This is a genomic window from Palleronia sp. LCG004 (assembly GCF_032931615.1).
In the GTDB taxonomy this organism is placed as follows: domain Bacteria; phylum Pseudomonadota; class Alphaproteobacteria; order Rhodobacterales; family Rhodobacteraceae; genus Palleronia.
The window spans coordinates 73130-89418 of the sequence record NZ_CP136759.1 but is presented as its reverse complement, the minus strand read 5'-3'; the positions used below and the strand labels follow the sequence as shown (position 1 = coordinate 89418).

The following is a 16289-nucleotide window of genomic DNA, read 5'->3' as shown; positions in this document are numbered from 1 at the left end:
CTTTCGCGCAAGGGAGAGCCATGGCCGAGACCGCCCTGCTGCTCGACGGCATCGTCAAGACGTTCCCGGGGGTGCGCGCGCTCGATGACGTGCGGCTCGAGATCCGCGCGGGCGAGGTTCACGGCCTCGTCGGCGAGAACGGTGCCGGCAAATCGACCATCATCAAGGTCCTCGCCGGGATCTATGCGCCCGACGAGGGCCGCCTTGAGATCGCGGGAAAGCGCGTCGCGCCGATCACGCCCGAGGCGGTGCACGAGGCCGGCATCCGCTTCATCCACCAGGAACTGCACCTGGTGCCTCATTTCACCGTCGCGGAATCGGTCTTCATGGGTCAGGAGATCGGCGGACCTCTCGGCCTCAGGCGGGGCGAGATGCGGCGACGCGCGGAAGCCTTCCTGCGCGACGTGATGGCCGTCGAGATCGCGGGCAACCGACTTGTCCGCGACCTCGGCACGGCCGAGCGCAAGCTCGTCCAGATCGCCCGCGCGCTCATCGACGATGCGGCCCGCGTCGTGGTCTTCGACGAGCCGACCGCGCCGCTCGCCAGCGACGAGGTCGATACGCTGATGGGTGCGATCGCTCGGCTGAAGTCCCGTGGCATCGCCGTGCTCTACGTCTCGCATTACCTGAGCGAGATCACCGATATCTGTGACCGCGTCACTGTTCTGCGCAACGGGCGCAACGTCGCCGTCTTCGACACCGTGACCGACGAGAGCGGTCCCGAGCTTGTCGCGTCCATGGTGGGACGCGAGCTTTCGGATCTCTATCCGCAGCGCGTTCCCGCCCCGAAGGGGCCGCTCCTCAAGATCGACGGGCTTGCCGGGCCGGGCTTCGAGGACGTGTCGCTGACCCTCCACGAGGGCGAGATCCTCGGCATCGCGGGCCTCATCGGGTCGGGTCGCGAGGAACTCATCGACACGCTCTACGGTCTCGCACGGCCTTCCGGCGGCGCGATGGAACTGGCGGGAGAGAGGTTCCGCGCCCATTCGCCCGCCGATGCGCTCGAACGCGGGATCGTCCTCGTGCCACGCGACCGGCGGCACGACGGCCTCGTCCTGCCGATGACCGTCTCCGAGAACATCAACCTCGCGACGCTCGACCGCGTCTCGCGCGCGGGGATCGAGAACCGCGCCAAGGCCCGGTCCCGTGCCGAGGAGCAGATCCGCGCCCTCGACATCCGCCCGCCCCGTCCCGAAAGCGTCGTGCGGCTTCTGTCGGGCGGAAACCAGCAGAAGGTCGTGCTCGGCCGCTGGCTCGCCAAGGATTGCCGCATCCTGCTGCTCGACGAGCCGACGGTCGGTGTCGACGTGGGCGCGCGGTCCGAGATCTACGGCCTCGTCGACCGTCTCGCGCGCGAGGGGCGGGGCGTCATCGTCTCCTCCTCCGATCCGTCCGAGCTCATCGGGATCTGCGACCGGATCGCCGTGATGATGCGCGGCCGCATCGTCGACATCCTCGACGCGAAGGGGCTCGACATCGACCGCCTCGTGGCCGTCACGACCGGTGCGCGCACCAAGGGAACCGCCCATGTCTGACGCCCGCATCGCCCCCCCGAGCTTCGGGGCCCGCGCCCTGGGGTCGGCCCCGCTGATCCTCTTTGCCGCGATGCTCGTCTATATCGGCCTCAACGCGCCGAATTTCCTGAGCCTCTTCACGCTCGAGCTGATCCTCGTGCAGAGCCTGCCGGTGGTGATCGTCTGTTCCGGCCTGTCGCTCGTCGTGATGACCGGCGGCGACGACGTCGTCTCGGGCGGGATCGACCTGTCGATCCCCGCCACAGCGGTGCTTTGCGCGGGGATCGTGGCGCAATGGCTTTCGGGTGATGGCGGTCTTGGCCTCGCGACTGTCATGGCGCTGCTGGCCGCGCTGGCCGTGGGCCTCGTCAATGCCGCGCTCGTCACCCGGATCGGGGTGACGCCCCTTCTCACCACGCTGTCGATGTTCGTGGCGGTCGTCGGCATCAACAACGTCGTGACGCAGAGCCGCCGGATCGGCGTCGATCATCCGGCGATCCTGTGGCTGCGCGATGCGGATGTGCTGGGCTGGCCGGTCTCGATCCCGATCGCACTGCTGGTGGCGCTCGCGCTCTATCACCTGGCGCATCGCACGCGGCTGGGGCTGCACATGCAGGCGACCGGCGGCAGCCGCGACGCGGCCGAGATCTCGGGCCTCGACACGCGCAAGCTCCAGGCGCTGTCCTTCGTGCTGGCCGCGCTGGCGGGCTTCGCCGCGTCGTTCTTCCTGCTCGCTCGCGGATCGGGCAGCTCACCGGGGACCGAGGACAACCTCCTGCTCGAGATGGTGCTGGCCACCTTCCTCGGGGCGGCATTCTCGCCGCGCCGGGTCGTGACGCTATGGGGGGCGGTGCTGGGCGCGATCCTCGTCGCCGCGATCTCGATCGGGTTCAAATCGATGGGCGTCGACGTCTTCTGGACGGGGCTCATCAAGGGGTCGCTCATCCTGATCGTCGTGGCCTTCGGCTCCGTCGCGCAGAGGGGACGCTAGGAATGGTGGGGACGATCGGCCTCAGGGGCATCTTCATCCGGTTCGGGTTCCTTCTGGTCTTCGCGGCCTTCGCACTGTTCTTCGCGGTGGTGAACCCGGTCTTCGCGACCGGCGGCAACCTCATGAACATCGCGGAAGGCTCGGCGATCCTGCTCATCGTGGCGCTCGGGATGACGCTGATCGTGGCGACAGGGGGGATCGACCTGTCGGTGGGGATCGCGCTCGATTTCGGGGCGGCCTTCTCGATCGTCGCGATGCAGAGCTACGGAGCCGATTGGGTAACGGCCTGCGCGGCCGGCGTGATCGGCGGATCGCTGGTCGGGCTGCTCAACGCGGCCCTCGTCGTGGGGCTCAGGGTCAGCCCCTTCATGGCGACGCTCGGGACCTTCTTCATCGGCTCCTCGGTGCAGCGGATCTTCACGAACGGTGGCGGCCCGATCTCGTTCAGGCAGATGCCCGACGGGTTCCGCAACCTCGCCATGGGGAATGTCGGAGGCGTGCCGATGGAGGTCGTCATCGCCGCGATCCTGGCCGTGATCTACTTCGTCGTGCTCGAACGCTCGGTCTGGGGGCGGCGCATCCACGCGATGGGAATGCAGCGATCGGCCGCGACCGTGGCGGGCATCCGGGTGAACCGCATCCTGATCGTCTGCTACGTCGCGGCGGCGGCGACCTGCGCCGTGGGCGGGCTGATCGCGGGCGCGTCGATCCGCATGTTCACGCCGCTTTCAGGCTTCGCCTACCTGCTCGACGCGATTGCCGCCGTCTTCATCGGTGCGGCGCTGCATCCGCGCGGACGGCCGAACGTGCCCGGCACGATCGCGGGTGTGCTGTTCCTCGGAATGGTGGTGAACGGGCTGAACCTGATGGGGCTCAACTTCAACACGAAGGACGCGCTGTCGGGCATCATCCTGGTCTCGGCTCTCGCGCTCGCCGTGGCGCAGCGGCGGATGCGCTAGACCAGCGGCGGCGGTCGGTCGACGGTAAGGGGCGGCAGCGGGCCTTCCCAGGCTTCGACGAAGACGAGCGCCGTATGCGCCATGTTGCCCTGGCTCAGCCGCGAGCACCCGCGATCGAGCGTCACCGCGTTCGGGTTCCCCCCGAGCTCGAGCCGCGCCCCGTCGACGATCGCCGGGTCGTACCACGCCCCCGTGGCGAGCGAGATGCAGTCGCGCCGCATCCCCTCATCGAGCCGCAATCCCGCGAGCGTCGCACCGCGCGAATTGTGAAGCCTCAGGATCTGCCCCTCCGACAGACCGTTTGCGGCGGCCGTTTCGGGGTGCAGATAACAGGGCTCGCGCCCCTCGATCTTGTCAGACTGCGCCTCCGAACCGCGGTCGTTCTGCGCATGGAGCCGCGTATCGGGCTGGCCCGAAATCAGGTGCAGTGCCCCCTCGGGCGCGTCGAGCAGCGATTCGACGGGTTCCATCCAGGCCGGATGACCCGGACAATCGGGCAGCTTCGCCGCCGCGATGGCCTCGTTGAACAGCGTGATGCGACCGCTTTCGGTGGCGAGCGGCGCAGCCTCGGGATCGGCCACGAAGGCCCCGAGCTGGACGCGCGTCTCGTCCGCGTCCGGCATGTCGAAGCGCCCGACCTCGCGGAACGCGTCGAACTCTGGAAGGTCGGCCCCGTAATCCGCGGCGACCGCGCGCGTCCCCGCCCAGAGATGGCGCAGCCAGCCCTCGACGTCGCGCCCTTCGGTAAAGGCGTCCTCGACGCCGAGGCGGGCGGCCAGTCGGCGGAGGATTTCGTGATCGTCGAGCGCCTCACCCATCGGGGGGAACATCGCCGACATGTAGATCAGTGTCGGATCGCGTCGGCTCAGCATCAGGTCATCGCGTTCGAGCGGCGTGGTCGAGGGCAGGACGATATCGGCCCGGCGCGCCGTCGCGGTCCAGGAATGCTCGTTCACGATCACCGTTTCGGGGCGGGTCCAGGCCCGCGCCAGCCGGTCGAGATCCTGATGGTGGTGAAACGGGTTGCCGCCCGCCCACCAGACGAGGCGGATATCGGGATAGGTCCGCGTTCCGAGATCGTAGTCGTAGCTTTCTCCGGGCCGCTCGAGCATGTCGGCGATCCGCGCCACGGGAATGAAATCCGCGACCGGATTGCGCCCCTGCGGGACCGATGGCCACGGATAGAGCTTTGACGGCCGACCCACGGGCGTGGTCGATCCGTACCCGAAGCCGAAGCCGGTGCCGGTGCCGGGCTGGCCGATCTGCCCCAGCATGGCAGCAAGCGCGAGCCCGGCCCAGACCGCCTGCTCGCCGTGATCGGCACGCTGCAATCCCCACGTGACCGAGATCATCGTGCGCTTGGCGGCCATCTCGCGGGCGAGCGCGCGGATGCGTTCGGGCTCCAGATCGCAGAGCGGTCCGGCCCAGTCGGCATCCTTGGCCTGCCCGTCGTTCTCGCCCAGAAGATAGGCGCGGAAGGCGGGCCAGCCGCTCGTGCAGCGCGCGAGAAACGCCTCGTCGTAAAGCCCCTCGACCGACAGCGTATGGGCAAGCGCGAGCATCAGCGCCACGTCGGTATTGGGCCGCACCGACATCCATTCCGCCTGCGGCAGATCGCTTCGGCGGGGCGAGACGTTGACGATCCGCGCCCCGAGCCGGTCGAGCCAGTCGCCGACCTCGTGACGCGACGTGCCGGCCGAGGTGATCTGCGCCGTGCGCGGTGAGATCCCCCCGAAAGCCACCAGAAGCTCGCAATGCTCGGCGACGAGCGGCCAGCTCGTCATCTCGTCCTGAAAGACGCGGTTCGTCATGCCGACGACATGCGGCAGGATCACCTCGGCCGCGGCGTGCGAATAGGTCTCGCGCGAGCTGACCGCGCCGCCGACGAGGTTCAGGAACCGCCGGAGCTGGCTCTGTGCGTGGTGGAACCGGCCCGCCGAGGCCCAGCCGTAGGAGCCCGCATAGATCGCGCCGTTGCCATGGGCCTGCCGCACGCGGTCGATCTCGCCCGCGGCAGCCTCGATCGCGCGGTCCCACGTGACCTCGACATAGCGGTCGTCGCCCCGCGCGGTGCCGCCATCGCCCTCGAGCCATCCGGCACGGATCGCCGGACGCAGGATGCGGCTGCCACTGTCGCGCGCGGCCGAAACCCAGCCGCGCCCGATTCGCGACGGGGCCGGATCGCCCTCGACCGGGGCGAGGCTTTCGCCCTCGATCCGGTAGGCACCCCAGTGCGACGCGGTATATTTCATGGGATCAGCCTTTCGGATCGAGCACCACCTTGATCTGCAATTCGTCCGGATCGGCCACCCTGGTCAAGCCCGCCTCGAACTCTGCGAGCGGAAAGGTATGAGTCACGCAGGCATCGCCGTCGACGAGCCCCCGCGCCATCAGGTCGAGCGCGGTCGCATATGTGAAGGGCGCGAGATGCCCGCCGCGGATGTCGAGCTCCTTGAACTCGCCGAAGACGTTGAGATCGACGGTGACCGGGGCCTTGTAGACGCCGAAGACGACGATGCGGCCGCGCTTGCGCACGAGATCCATCCCCAGGCGGAAGGCATCGGCACGGCCCGACGCCTCGAGATAGACATCCGCGCCGCGGCCGCCCGTCAGGTCGCCCAGCGCCTCGCGCAATGCAGGATCGTCGGGATGGAAGGCCAGATCGGCCCCGAGGCGCAGGCCCGCCTCGCGCTTGGCCGCGCCAGGATTGACGAGGATCAGCTTGCGCGGCGTCTTGAGCCGCGCGGCCTGCACCATCCCCATGCCGATGGGTCCGGCTCCCGCCACGACGACGACATCCTCGAACTCGATCCCCGCCCGCTCGACCCCGTGGATCGCATTAGCGAGCGGCTCGGCGTAGCAGGCGGCCGCATCCGACAGGTTGTCGGGCACACGGTGGACGACCGCGTCGGCCGGATAGATCATGTATTCGGCCCAGGCCCCGTCGCGCGTGGCCCCGATCACCTCCATCCGGTCGGCGAGGTGATAGAGCCCGCGGCGCGTGTAGAAATCCTCCGCCCCCGTGACATTCAGCTCGGCCACGGCCCGGTCGCCCTCGGCCAGCCCGTGACGCTCTGCCGCCCCCTCGCCCAGCGCGGCGACGGTCGCGGTGAATTCGTGGCCCGGCGTGAAGGGAAAGCTCAGATCCCACGGACCGCTTCCGTCGTACATCGCCCGGTCGGCCGCGCAGATCCCGGCAAGGTTCACCCGCATGAGCAGCTCTCCGGGTCCGGGTTCGGGCACCGGCTGGTCGGTCACCAGCCTGTGACGCCCGCCGAACCCCTCGCACCTGACCGCGCGCATGGTCCTGTCGCCCATGTCCCCCTCCTCCGGCACATCGGGCGGCGCGAAAACCGCACCGCGCTTGCGTTTACAAATGATCCCTGTTTATGACTTTTGTCAAACGAAGGGGGATCTCCGAGATGAAGAACGACCGGACCACCGAAGACGTCGCCCTCGGCATCCGCCGCCGCGTATTCGAGCATGCGATGCGCAACAATGGCGGGTATCTGAGCCAAGCCTGTTCGGCCGCCGAGCAGCTCGCATGGCTGTATCATGAGGAACTCGATCTGGGCGCGCCGACTCTGCCGATGGTGCCCGAGCCCTTCAAGGGCGTACCGGCCCCCGGCAACGACGCGTATCACACCGGCGCGGGCTATAACGGCCCCGCCTCGCCGGAATACGACCGCCTCTTCATCGCGCCCGCGCATTACGCGCTCGTGGCCTACGCGACGCTGATCGAGACGGGCCGCATGGCCCCCGAGGGGCTCGACATGTTCAACCAGGACGGCTCCTCGGTCGAGATGATCGGCGCGGAGCATTCGCCCGGCATGGAGGTGCATAACGGCACGCTCGGCATCGGGCTGTCGACGGCGGCGGGCCTCGCCTATGGCCGCAGGCGGCGGGGCGACACGGGCCGCACCTGGGTCTTCATGTCCGACGGCGAGGTGCAGGAGGGCCAGACGTGGGAGGCCGTGCAGGCCGCGAAATTCCACGGCATCGACAACCTCTACGCCATCATGGACGTCAACGACCAGCAATGCGACGGGGCCATGTCGAGCGTGATGGAAGTCGGCGACATCCGCCGGAAGTTCATCGAGTTCGGCGCCCATTGCGTCGAGGTGGACGGCCACGACCTGTCCGCGATCCGCGAGGCCGCCGCCGAACCGCACGAGGGCCGGCCGCTCATCATCCTCGCGCGCACCAACCCGTTCCACACGATGTCGATCCTCGAGGAGCGGTTCCCGCGCCTTCATTACGTGCGCTTCAAGTCCGAGGACGAGCGTGCCCGTTTCAACACGTCGATCGCCGCCGATCTCGGTGTCGATCCGATCGACTACGCCCATTGAAGGAGCCGCGACATGGTTGAGATGGTCTCCCGCCCCTACGCCACCGCGTTCGAGAATTTCGCCGCAGGCAATCCCGACATCCTCTGCCTCTCGGCGGACCTGACCTCGTCCTGCGAGATCGACGGCTTCCGCGACCGCCACCCCGAACAGTTCGTCTCGCTCGGCATGGCCGAGCAGAACATGATGAGTTTCGCGGGGGGTCTGGGCCTCGCGGGGTATCGCCCCTTCATCCACACCTTCGGCGTCTTCATGTACCGCCGCCCTTACGATCAGCTCATGGCGTCCATCGCCTATCCCCGGCGCAAGGTGCGGCTCATGGGCTTCCTTCCGGGCGTGACGACGCCGGGCGGAATGACGCATCAGTCGATCGAGGACATCTCGGTCATGCGGTCGATCCCCAACATGTCGATCCTCGAGACGGGAGACGCCACCGAGGTCGAGAGCATCTGCGAAGCCGCCGACAGCATCGACGGCCCCGTCTGGTGCCGCGTCCTGCGCGGATCGGTGCCACGCCTCTTCGACACACCCATCAAGGTGGGCGAGATGCGGGTCCTGAGCGAAGGCACCGACGTCCTCGTCGTCACTTCCGGCATCACCACCGAGGAGGCGCTGCGCGCCCGCTCGGCGCTGTCGCGCGCGGGTCTGTCGATCCGCCACCTGCACCTTCACACGATCAAGCCCTTCGATGCGGGCCAGCTCCTCGATCATGTCGGCTCGGTCAAGCACGGGGTCGTCACGCTCGAGAATCATGTGACCGAGGGCGGCGTGGGGTCTCTCGTGGCCGAGACGATGGCCGATGCGGGTGTCGGCAAGCGGCTGGTGCGGCTGGGGCTCAAGGACACCTACGCCCATGGCGGATCGCGCGGCTACCTGATGAAGTATTACGGCCTCGACGCCTCCGCCCTCGTGCGCGGAATCGAAGATCTGACCGGCGCGAGCTACGGCATCACCGAGGACGATCTGGAAACGGCGCGGGTCGACGACGTCCATTCGCTCGTCAAGGCGGAGGCGCTCTGACGCCCCGCCGCTTGGCCTTTGCCGGGGGCGGATCAGCTTCTTTCGCGTCACCCGATGGGAGGCGCGACATGAAGACGATCCCGATCGCACTCGCTGCGATGCTCACGCTTGCGGCCTGCCAGACGACCGGCACACCCGAACCCTCCACGGAGCCGGGTCCGGAGATCGCGGCATTCGACGAAGTCGATGCGAAGCTCGGCTATCCGGACACGGAAATGGGGGCCGACGGCGACGGTTGCGCGACCTACACCGCGACCGGTCCGGGCGGCGCGCCCCATTCCGAACGGCTGCGCGGCCCGATGGGCGAGGACTTCTGCGCGCCCGGCGGATCCCGCGGATCGACCCCTTCGCCTTCCCCTTGAGATAGGACCGCCCCCATGAAGATCACCAGAGCAGGCACGACCCCCTCCGCCCCCGGGCCGGAGGACTATTTCACCGGTACCGTCAGGCTCGACCCGATGTTCAAGGCCGAGGATCCCGGGCGTGTCGCAGGCACCCACGTGACCTTCGAGCCCGGGGCGCGCACGGCATGGCACACGCATCCGGCGGGACAGACGCTGATCGTGACGTTCGGCCGGGGCCGCGTCGCCCGCGAGGGTGGCGAAATCGAGGAGATCTCGCAGGGCGACATCGTGTGGTTTCCCGCCGGCGAGAAGCACTGGCACGGTGCCGCCCCCGACACGGCGATGAGCCATATCGCCATTCAGGAGGCCATCGACGGCTCGCACGTCACGTGGCTGGAAAAGGTAACGGACGAGGATTACGGCGTCTGAGCTTCCTCCGGGCGTGCGGTTCCGGCATCCGCATGCCCGCCCTGCCCGATCCTTGGGCATTGTCGCGATTATGTGCATCGAGCCTCTTGTGCGGTTCACTTCGGCCCCTCAAAGATGGGCGCGAGAAATGACCTGACCGGAGCGGCCGATGGCCGATATGACCCCCATCGATCGGCTCGAGGCCGACCACCCCGAGGTGGATGCGATCTTTGCCTGCATCTGCGATCTCAACGGCGTGATGCGCGGCAAGCGCCTGCCCGTGGATCAGATCGGCAAGATCCGTGCCGGCGGGCTGAGGATGCCGTTGTCGCTTCTCGGGCTCGACGTCTGGGGCGAGGATGTCGAGGGCAGCGACCTCGTCTTCGACACCGGCGATGCCGACGGCATCTGCGAGCATACGGGCCGCGCGCTCAGCCTCGTCAACTGGACGGCGCGTCCGACCGCGCTCGCGCAGCTCTGGGTCCGGCAGGAGGATGGCCGCCCCTTCATGGGCGATCCGCGCCGCGCGCTCGCCGCCGTGGTCGATCGCTTCGCGGAGCTGGGCCTCACCCCGGTCGTCGCGACCGAGCTCGAATTCTACATCGTCGATCCGAGCGCGGACATGCCGCAGCCGCCCCGGTCGCCCGTGACCGGCAAGCGGCTCGACTCCGACAGCGCCCTGTCGCTGGACGAGCTGCAGCATTTCGACGGCATGCTGAACGAGATCTACGACGGCTGCCGCGCACAGGACATCCCGGCCGATGCCGCGATCTCCGAGAACGGCGCGGGCCAGTTCGAGATCAACTTCAACCACGTGGCCGATCCGCTCAAGGCCGCGGACGACGCGGTCCTCTTCAAGCGTCTGGTCCGTGGCGTGGCGCGCAAGCACGGCTTCGCGGCGACCTTCATGGCCAAGCCCTATGGCGACCGCGCGGGGTCTGGGATGCATGTCCACATGTCGCTCGTCGATGGCGAGGGGCGGAACGCCTTCGACGATGGCGGCGATCAGGGCACGCCCCTCTTGCGTCATGCCGTCGCGGGGATGCTGAGGACGATGCAGGAGAATGCCCTCGTCTTCGCCCCGCACGAGAATTCCTATCGCCGCCTCCTGCCCGGCGCGCATGCGCCCGCCGCCGTCGCCTGGGGATACGAGAACCGCACCGTCGCGATCCGCATCCCCGGCGGATCACCCAAGGCCCGCAGGATCGAGCATCGCGTGGCAGGCGCAGACGCCAACCCCTATCTCGTTCTGGCGTCCATGCTCGGGGCGGCACTTCTGGGCATGGAGAACGAGTGGGAGCCCCCCGACCCCGTCGAGGGCGATGCCTATTCCATGCGCCTCGACAGGCTTCCGCCCGACTGGGCCAGCGCAATCGACGCCTTCTCGGCCGGTCGGCACGTGCCCGAGATCTATGCCGGTCGCCTCATTCGCATGTTCGAACAGGGCAAACGGCAGGAGCTTCGGCGCTTCACGCGCCACGTGACCGATTTCGAATATCACAGCTACCTGGAGACCGTGTGATGGATGGCGGCACCGCATCGCTCGCCCGTCCCCTCTCCGGCGGCACCGATCATGCGCCGAGCTACTACGCCGCGACGGCCAATCCCGCGCCGGATCGCCCGGCCCTCGATGGCGAGACGGAGGTCGATATCTGCGTCGTCGGCGCAGGATATTCCGGGCTTTCGACCGCTCTGCATCTGGCTGAAAAGGGCCATCGCGTCACAGTGCTCGAAGGCGCGCGGGTGGGCTGGGGCGCGTCGGGCCGGAACGGCGGTCAGATCGTCAACGGTCTCAACGCGGGCCTGCATGTCTTTCGCCGCCGCTTCGGAGAGGACGTGGCGCGCTTCGTCGCGGACCTGCTCCTCGAAGGGGGCGACATCATCCGCGACCGCGTGGCGCGCTACGACATCGAATGCGACCTCAGGCACGGCAACGTCTTCGCCGCGCTCAACACCCGGCACCTCGACGATCTGCGGGCCAAGCGCGATCTCTGGGCGGAATACGGGCTCGACAACCTCGAAATGCTCGACCGCGCACGGATGCGCGACCATGCGGCGACCGATCTCTATTGCGGGGGGATGATCGACCATCGCGGCGGCCACCTTCACCCGCTGAACCTCGCCCTGGGCGAGGCCGCCGCGATCGAGCGTCTGGGCGGCACGATCCACGAGAGCACGCCCGCGATCTCGGTCGAGACCGGGGGCGCGCGGCCCGTCATCCGCACCCCCGGCGGCGTCGTGACGGCCCGCACGCTGGTGCTCTGCGGCAATGCCTATCTCGGCAACCTCGTCCCCGGACTGGCCAAACGGATCATGCCGGTCTCGACCCAGGTGATGGCGACCGAACCGCTGGGCGAGGCGCAGGCCAGAGCCCTGATGCCCGCAGGCACCTGCGTCGAGGACGTGCGCTATATCCTCGACTATTACCGCATGTCGGCCGATCACCGGCTGCTCTTCGGCGGCGGCACGGTCTATGGCGGCACCGACCCGAAGGACATCAAGCGCAAGCTCGTCCGCTCGATGGACCGGGTCTTTCCGCAGCTCAGGAACACGCGGATCGACCATGCCTGGTCGGGCAACTTCGCGCTCAGCTTCACGCGCGTGCCGCAACTCGGGCGGATCGGCTCGAACACCTATTTCGCGCATGGCTATTCCGGCCACGGCGTCTCGGGATCGCATCTCTTCGGCCGGATCCTCTCGGAGGCGATCCATGGCGATCTGGGCCGCTTCGACACGTTCGCGGGCCTGCCCTGGCTGCCCTTTCCCGGCGGGCAGGGCTTCCGCGTTCCCTATTCCGTCCTCGGATCCTGGTGGTACGCCCTTCGCGACCGCCTCGGTGCATAGTATTCTTCACGCAAGGACATCCCCAATGACCCGGACGATCTCCACGGCCCTACTGGTTCTCGCAGCTCCGCTCGCGGCCCATGCTCAGGATACGCTCAACTTCTACAACTGGTCGGACTACATCGCCGAGGACACGATCCCGAACTTCGAATCCGAGACCGGGATCGACGTCAATTACGACGTCTTCGATTCCAACGAGGTCGTCGAGGCGCGGATGCTGACCGGCAATACGGGCTACGACCTCGTGGTGCCCTCGCTCGAATTCATGGCGCGACAGGCACAGGCCGGCGTCTTTCAGGAGATCGACAAGGAGCGCATCGGGAATTACGGCAATCTCGATCCCGAGATCCTGCGCATCGTGTCGGGCAACGACCCCGACAACACCTACGGCATCCCCTACATGATGTATTCGGTCGGTCCCGGCTACAACGTCGACATGGTGACCGAACGTCTGCCCGATGCGGATCTCGACAGCTGGTCGCTGATCTTCGACCCCGAGAATGCCGCCGCGCTCGAGGATTGCGGGATTGCGCTCCTCGACAGCCCGTCGGAGATCGTGGGGGCCGCGCTCAACTACCTCGAACTCGATCCCAATTCCGAGGATACCGCCGATCTGGACCGGGCGATGGAGCTTCTGCAAGGCATCCGCCCGCATATCCGGTACTTCCATTCCTCCCAATATATCAATGATCTGGCCAATGGCGACATCTGCCTCGCCGTCGGGTATTCCGGCGACATCCTTCAGGCCAAGGATCGCGCGTCCGAGGCCGGTAACGGCGTCGATATCCGATATGTCATCCCCGCCGAGGGCGGTCAGCTGGGCTTCGACATGATGGTGATCCCCGCCGATGCGCCGAACCCCGATGCGGCCTATGCCTTCATCGATTATTTCCTCCAGCCGCAGGTGACCGCCGCGATCTCGGACGCGGTCTATTACGCCAATGCCAACCGCGAGGCGACGCCGCTCGTCTCGGACGAGGTGCGCGAGGATCCCGGCATCTATCCGCCCGAGGCGACGCTCCAGAAGATGTTCTCGGCCGTTCCGAAATCGGCGCGCTACGACCGGTCGCTGACCCGCGCCTGGACCAGCCTCAAGACCGGTCGCTGAAGCCGCGATGGCCGAAAGCACGCCGCCGCTCCTCCGCATCGCGGGGGTGAGCAAGCGCTTCGGCACCGTCGGCGCCGTCGAGGATGTCTCGCTCGACATCCGCGGCGGCGAACTCTTCTGCCTTCTGGGCGGATCCGGCAGCGGCAAGTCGACCCTCCTGCGGATGCTCGCGGGGTTCGAACGGCCGAGCGCGGGCAGGATCGAGATCGATGGCCGGGACATGGCGGACGTGCCACCCCATGCCCGCGACACCAACATGATGTTCCAGTCCTACGCGCTTTTCCCGCATATGAGCGTGGAGCGGAACGTGGCCTACGGCCTCAACCGCGCGGGGCTGCCGCGCAGCGAGGTGAAGGCGCGCGTCGCCGAGATGCTGGACCTCGTGCAGCTTTCGCATCTGGGCCACCGCAAGCCCGACCAGCTTTCTGGCGGCCAGCGTCAGCGGGTGGCGCTCGCGCGCGCCCTCGCCCGTCGCCCGAAGCTCCTGCTGCTCGACGAGCCCCTGGGCGCGCTGGACCGCAAGCTGAGGGAGGAGACGCAGCTCGAACTCGTGCGCATCCGCGAGAGCCTCGGCATCACCTTCGTCGTCGTCACCCACGACCAGGAAGAGGCGATGACCCTCGGCGACCGCCTTGGCGTGATGCGCGACGGACGCATCGTGCAGGTCGGCACCCCGCACGAAATCTACGAATACCCGCGAAGCCGCTTCGTCGCGGGCTTCATCGGAACCGTGAACATCTTCGAGGGCACCATCGTCGAGGATGCGGCGACCCATGCCCGCATCGCCTGCCCCGAGATGGGCGGCGACATCCGCGTGAGCCACGCGATCACCGGCTCCCTCGGGCAATCCGTCGCGGTCGCGATCCGCCCGGAAAAGATCGAGATCGCGCGCGTGCTGGCCGACGATCACGACAACGGTGTCACGGGCCGGATCGAGGAGATCGTCTATAACGGCAACCTGTCGATCTTTCACGTGGCACTTCCATCGGGCAAACGCATCCGCGTGACTCGCGCCAACAGGTTTCGCCGCGAAACCGATGCGCTTTCGGTCGGCGATCCCGTCGCAATGGGCTGGAGCGGGTCGGCGAACGTGGTCGTCCCGGCATGAGGCGGCTCGTCGCGGCGATTCCGCTGGTTTGGCTCGGCCTCTTCTTTCTCGTGCCGTTGCTCGTTCTGGTGAAGATCTCGGTCTCGGAACCCGCAATCGCGCAGCCGCCCTATCTGCCGCTTTTCGACTGGGCCGACGGCATCCTCACGGCGACGCTCAACCTCGGGAATTACATCTTCCTGTGGGAGGATCCGCTCTACCTGCTCTCCTATCTCAGCTCGGCCAGAATCGCGGGCATCTCGACGCTCATCACGCTGCTCGTCGGCTATCCGATGGCCTACGTCATCGCGCGCGCGCCGGTTTCGCGGCGAAACCTTCTGCTGACGCTCGTCATCCTGCCGTTCTGGACGTCGTTCCTATTGCGCGTCTATGCGTGGATCGGCCTTCTCAAGGGCAACGGCACGCTCAACGGCTTCCTGCTCTGGACCGGGCTGATCGACGCGCCGCTCGTCCTGATCCCCACGGATTTCGCGGTCTATCTCGGGATCGTCTATACCTATCTGCCCTTCATGATCTTGCCGCTCTATGCCTCGCTCTCGCGGCTCGACACGGCGCTGCTCGAGGCCTCGGCCGATCTGGGCGCGCGGCCCTTCACCTCCTTTCTCACCGTGACGCTACCGCTCTCGCTTCCGGGGATCGTCGCGGGATGCATGCTGGTCTTCATCCCCGCGCTCGGCGAATACGTGATCCCGGCGCTTCTTGGCGGACCCGACACGCTGATGATCGGCTCTGTCCTCTGGAACGAATTCTTCCTCAACCGCGACTGGCCGGTCGCCGCTTCGGTCGCGATCGTCATGGTGGTCGTCCTCGCCCTGCCCATCGCGATCCTGCGCAGGACGCAGGCGCGCGAGGTCGAATGAAACGCTCTCCCGTCCTTCTCGCGATCACGACGCTCGGCTTTCTGTTCCTCTATGCGCCGATCCTGAGCCTCGTGATCTACAGCTTCAACGAAAGCCGGCTCGTCACGGTCTGGAGCGGCTTCTCGACCCGCTGGTACGGCGCGCTGCTCGAGGATCCGCAGATCCTCGATGCGGCGTGGATCTCGCTTCAGCTGGGGGTCGCGGCGGCGACCATCGCGACGATCGTGGGGCTGCTCGCCTCTTTCGCGCTGACGCGGCACGGGCGGTTCCGTGGGCGGTTCCTACTCGGCGGCATGGCGACCGCGCCGCTCGTCATGCCGGAAGTCATCATTGGGCTGTCTCTGCTGCTGCTTTTCGTGGGGATGGAGAACCTCGTCGGCTGGCCGGCGGGACGCGGCTTTACCACCATCGTCATCGCACATGCCACGTTCGGCGCGGCCTTCGCGACTGTGGTGATCCAGGCGCGGATGGGCACGCTCGACCGCGCGCAGGAGGAGGCGGCGGCCGATCTCGGGGCGCGGCCGCTCAGGGTCTTCCTCGACGTGACGCTGCCGGGCCTCGCGCCCGCGCTGATCTCGGCATGGCTTCTGGCCTTCACGCTGTCGCTCGACGACGTCGTGATCGCGAGCTTCGTGTCGGGCCCCGGGGCCTCGACCCTGCCGATGGTCATCTTTTCGAAAGTGCGGCTCGGCGTCAGCCCCGAGGTCAATGCCCTCGCCACGATCGTCATCCTGATCGTCTCGGTCGCGGTGGGCATCGCCGCCTGGCAGAGCGCCAAGCGGTAAGG

General features: G+C 67.6%; 15 protein-coding genes. 13 read left to right on the top strand and 2 right to left on the bottom strand.

Annotated elements, in window-relative coordinates; genetic code table 11:
* Positions 1–20 precede the first annotated feature (20 nt).
* From RVY76_RS00390 to RVY76_RS00380, 3 genes are read left to right on the top strand one after another with little or no spacing between them, the layout of a single operon-like run.
* A complete protein-coding gene (locus tag RVY76_RS00390; RefSeq protein ID WP_317375034.1) occupies positions 21–1535 on the top strand; it encodes a sugar ABC transporter ATP-binding protein in 1515 nt (504 codons plus the stop codon).
* A complete protein-coding gene (locus tag RVY76_RS00385; RefSeq protein ID WP_317375033.1) occupies positions 1528–2505 on the top strand; it encodes an ABC transporter permease in 978 nt (325 codons plus the stop codon). Before RVY76_RS00390 ends, RVY76_RS00385 begins: the two co-directional genes overlap by 8 nt.
* A gap of 2 nt (positions 2506–2507) precedes the next feature.
* The gene (locus RVY76_RS00380) at positions 2508–3464 is read left to right on the top strand and encodes an ABC transporter permease (RefSeq protein ID WP_317375031.1); all 957 of its coding nucleotides are present in this window, start codon (positions 2508–2510) and stop codon (positions 3462–3464) included.
* Here the strand turns inward: RVY76_RS00380 and RVY76_RS00375 are convergent.
* Together RVY76_RS00375 and RVY76_RS00370 are read right to left on the bottom strand one after the other, a co-directional pair.
* A complete protein-coding gene (locus RVY76_RS00375) occupies positions 3461–5716 on the bottom strand; it encodes a molybdopterin-dependent oxidoreductase (RefSeq protein WP_317375029.1) in 2256 nt (751 codons plus the stop codon). The genes RVY76_RS00380 and RVY76_RS00375 overlap by 4 nt on opposite strands.
* 4 nt (positions 5717–5720) lie before the next feature.
* Positions 5721–6782, bottom strand: coding sequence for a zinc-binding dehydrogenase (locus RVY76_RS00370; RefSeq protein WP_317375027.1), 1062 nt, complete (start codon positions 6780–6782; stop codon positions 5721–5723).
* 104 nt (positions 6783–6886) lie between these two features.
* On the opposite strand from RVY76_RS00370, the gene RVY76_RS00365 reads away from it, so the two are divergent.
* From RVY76_RS00365 to RVY76_RS00320, 10 genes are all read left to right on the top strand, one after another.
* On the top strand, positions 6887–7813 hold the full coding sequence (locus RVY76_RS00365) for a thiamine pyrophosphate-dependent enzyme (RefSeq protein ID WP_317375026.1): 927 nt from the start codon (positions 6887–6889) through the stop codon (positions 7811–7813).
* Between the two features lie 12 nt (positions 7814–7825).
* Positions 7826–8830, top strand: a complete 1005-nt coding sequence (locus RVY76_RS00360; protein ID WP_317375023.1) for a transketolase family protein — start codon at positions 7826–7828, stop codon at positions 8828–8830.
* A 68-nt stretch (positions 8831–8898) separates the two neighbouring features.
* Entirely contained in the window at positions 8899–9192 is a 294-nt protein-coding gene (locus tag RVY76_RS00355) for a hypothetical protein (RefSeq protein WP_317375021.1), read from the top strand.
* Between the two features lie 15 nt (positions 9193–9207).
* Positions 9208–9603 (top strand): cupin domain-containing protein, encoded by a 396-nt coding sequence (locus tag RVY76_RS00350; protein ID WP_317375020.1) that lies wholly within the window; start codon positions 9208–9210, stop codon positions 9601–9603.
* Between the two features lie 148 nt (positions 9604–9751).
* Positions 9752–11104 carry a glutamine synthetase family protein gene (locus RVY76_RS00345; RefSeq protein WP_317375019.1) on the top strand — a complete coding sequence of 451 codons (1353 nt, stop codon included), beginning with the start codon at positions 9752–9754 and terminating at the stop codon, positions 11102–11104.
* Positions 11104–12426: an FAD-binding oxidoreductase gene (locus tag RVY76_RS00340; RefSeq protein WP_317375017.1), complete on the top strand. Its 1323-nt coding sequence runs from the start codon at positions 11104–11106 to the stop codon at positions 12424–12426. Before RVY76_RS00345 ends, RVY76_RS00340 begins: the two co-directional genes overlap by 1 nt.
* Before the next feature lie 25 nt (positions 12427–12451).
* A complete protein-coding gene (locus RVY76_RS00335) occupies positions 12452–13534 on the top strand; it encodes a polyamine ABC transporter substrate-binding protein (protein ID WP_317375014.1) in 1083 nt (360 codons plus the stop codon).
* 7 nt (positions 13535–13541) lie between these two features.
* Positions 13542–14642: an ABC transporter ATP-binding protein gene (locus RVY76_RS00330; protein WP_317375013.1), complete on the top strand. Its 1101-nt coding sequence runs from the start codon at positions 13542–13544 to the stop codon at positions 14640–14642.
* On the top strand, positions 14639–15502 hold the full coding sequence (locus tag RVY76_RS00325; RefSeq protein ID WP_317375012.1) for an ABC transporter permease subunit: 864 nt from the start codon (positions 14639–14641) through the stop codon (positions 15500–15502). The genes RVY76_RS00330 and RVY76_RS00325 overlap by 4 nt, the downstream gene beginning before the upstream one ends.
* A complete protein-coding gene (locus RVY76_RS00320; RefSeq protein WP_317375010.1) occupies positions 15499–16287 on the top strand; it encodes an ABC transporter permease subunit in 789 nt (262 codons plus the stop codon). The genes RVY76_RS00325 and RVY76_RS00320 overlap by 4 nt, the downstream gene beginning before the upstream one ends.
* The last annotated feature ends 2 nt before the right edge of the window (positions 16288–16289 follow it).

Excerpts from the sequence above, each read along its gene's own strand:
- RVY76_RS00360 (WP_317375023.1), top strand. The coding sequence starts at position 7,826 with ATGGTTGAGATGGTCTCCCGCCCCTACGCCACCGCGTTCGAGAATTTC.
- RVY76_RS00330 (WP_317375013.1), top strand. The coding sequence starts at position 13,542 with ATGGCCGAAAGCACGCCGCCGCTCCTCCGCATCGCGGGGGTGAGCAAG.
- RVY76_RS00390 (WP_317375034.1), top strand. The coding sequence starts at position 21 with ATGGCCGAGACCGCCCTGCTGCTCGACGGCATCGTCAAGACGTTCCCG.
- RVY76_RS00355 (WP_317375021.1), top strand. The coding sequence starts at position 8,899 with ATGAAGACGATCCCGATCGCACTCGCTGCGATGCTCACGCTTGCGGCC.
- RVY76_RS00325 (WP_317375012.1), top strand. The coding sequence starts at position 14,639 with ATGAGGCGGCTCGTCGCGGCGATTCCGCTGGTTTGGCTCGGCCTCTTC.
- RVY76_RS00380 (WP_317375031.1), top strand. The coding sequence starts at position 2,508 with ATGGTGGGGACGATCGGCCTCAGGGGCATCTTCATCCGGTTCGGGTTC.
- RVY76_RS00345 (WP_317375019.1), top strand. The coding sequence starts at position 9,752 with ATGGCCGATATGACCCCCATCGATCGGCTCGAGGCCGACCACCCCGAG.
- RVY76_RS00335 (WP_317375014.1), top strand. The coding sequence starts at position 12,452 with ATGACCCGGACGATCTCCACGGCCCTACTGGTTCTCGCAGCTCCGCTC.
- RVY76_RS00320 (WP_317375010.1), top strand. The coding sequence starts at position 15,499 with ATGAAACGCTCTCCCGTCCTTCTCGCGATCACGACGCTCGGCTTTCTG.
- RVY76_RS00385 (WP_317375033.1), top strand. The coding sequence starts at position 1,528 with ATGTCTGACGCCCGCATCGCCCCCCCGAGCTTCGGGGCCCGCGCCCTG.
- RVY76_RS00350 (WP_317375020.1), top strand. The coding sequence starts at position 9,208 with ATGAAGATCACCAGAGCAGGCACGACCCCCTCCGCCCCCGGGCCGGAG.
- RVY76_RS00340 (WP_317375017.1), top strand. The coding sequence starts at position 11,104 with ATGGATGGCGGCACCGCATCGCTCGCCCGTCCCCTCTCCGGCGGCACC.
- RVY76_RS00370 (WP_317375027.1), bottom strand. The coding sequence starts at position 6,782 with ATGGGCGACAGGACCATGCGCGCGGTCAGGTGCGAGGGGTTCGGCGGG.
- RVY76_RS00375 (WP_317375029.1), bottom strand. The coding sequence starts at position 5,716 with ATGAAATATACCGCGTCGCACTGGGGTGCCTACCGGATCGAGGGCGAA.
- RVY76_RS00365 (WP_317375026.1), top strand. The coding sequence starts at position 6,887 with ATGAAGAACGACCGGACCACCGAAGACGTCGCCCTCGGCATCCGCCGC.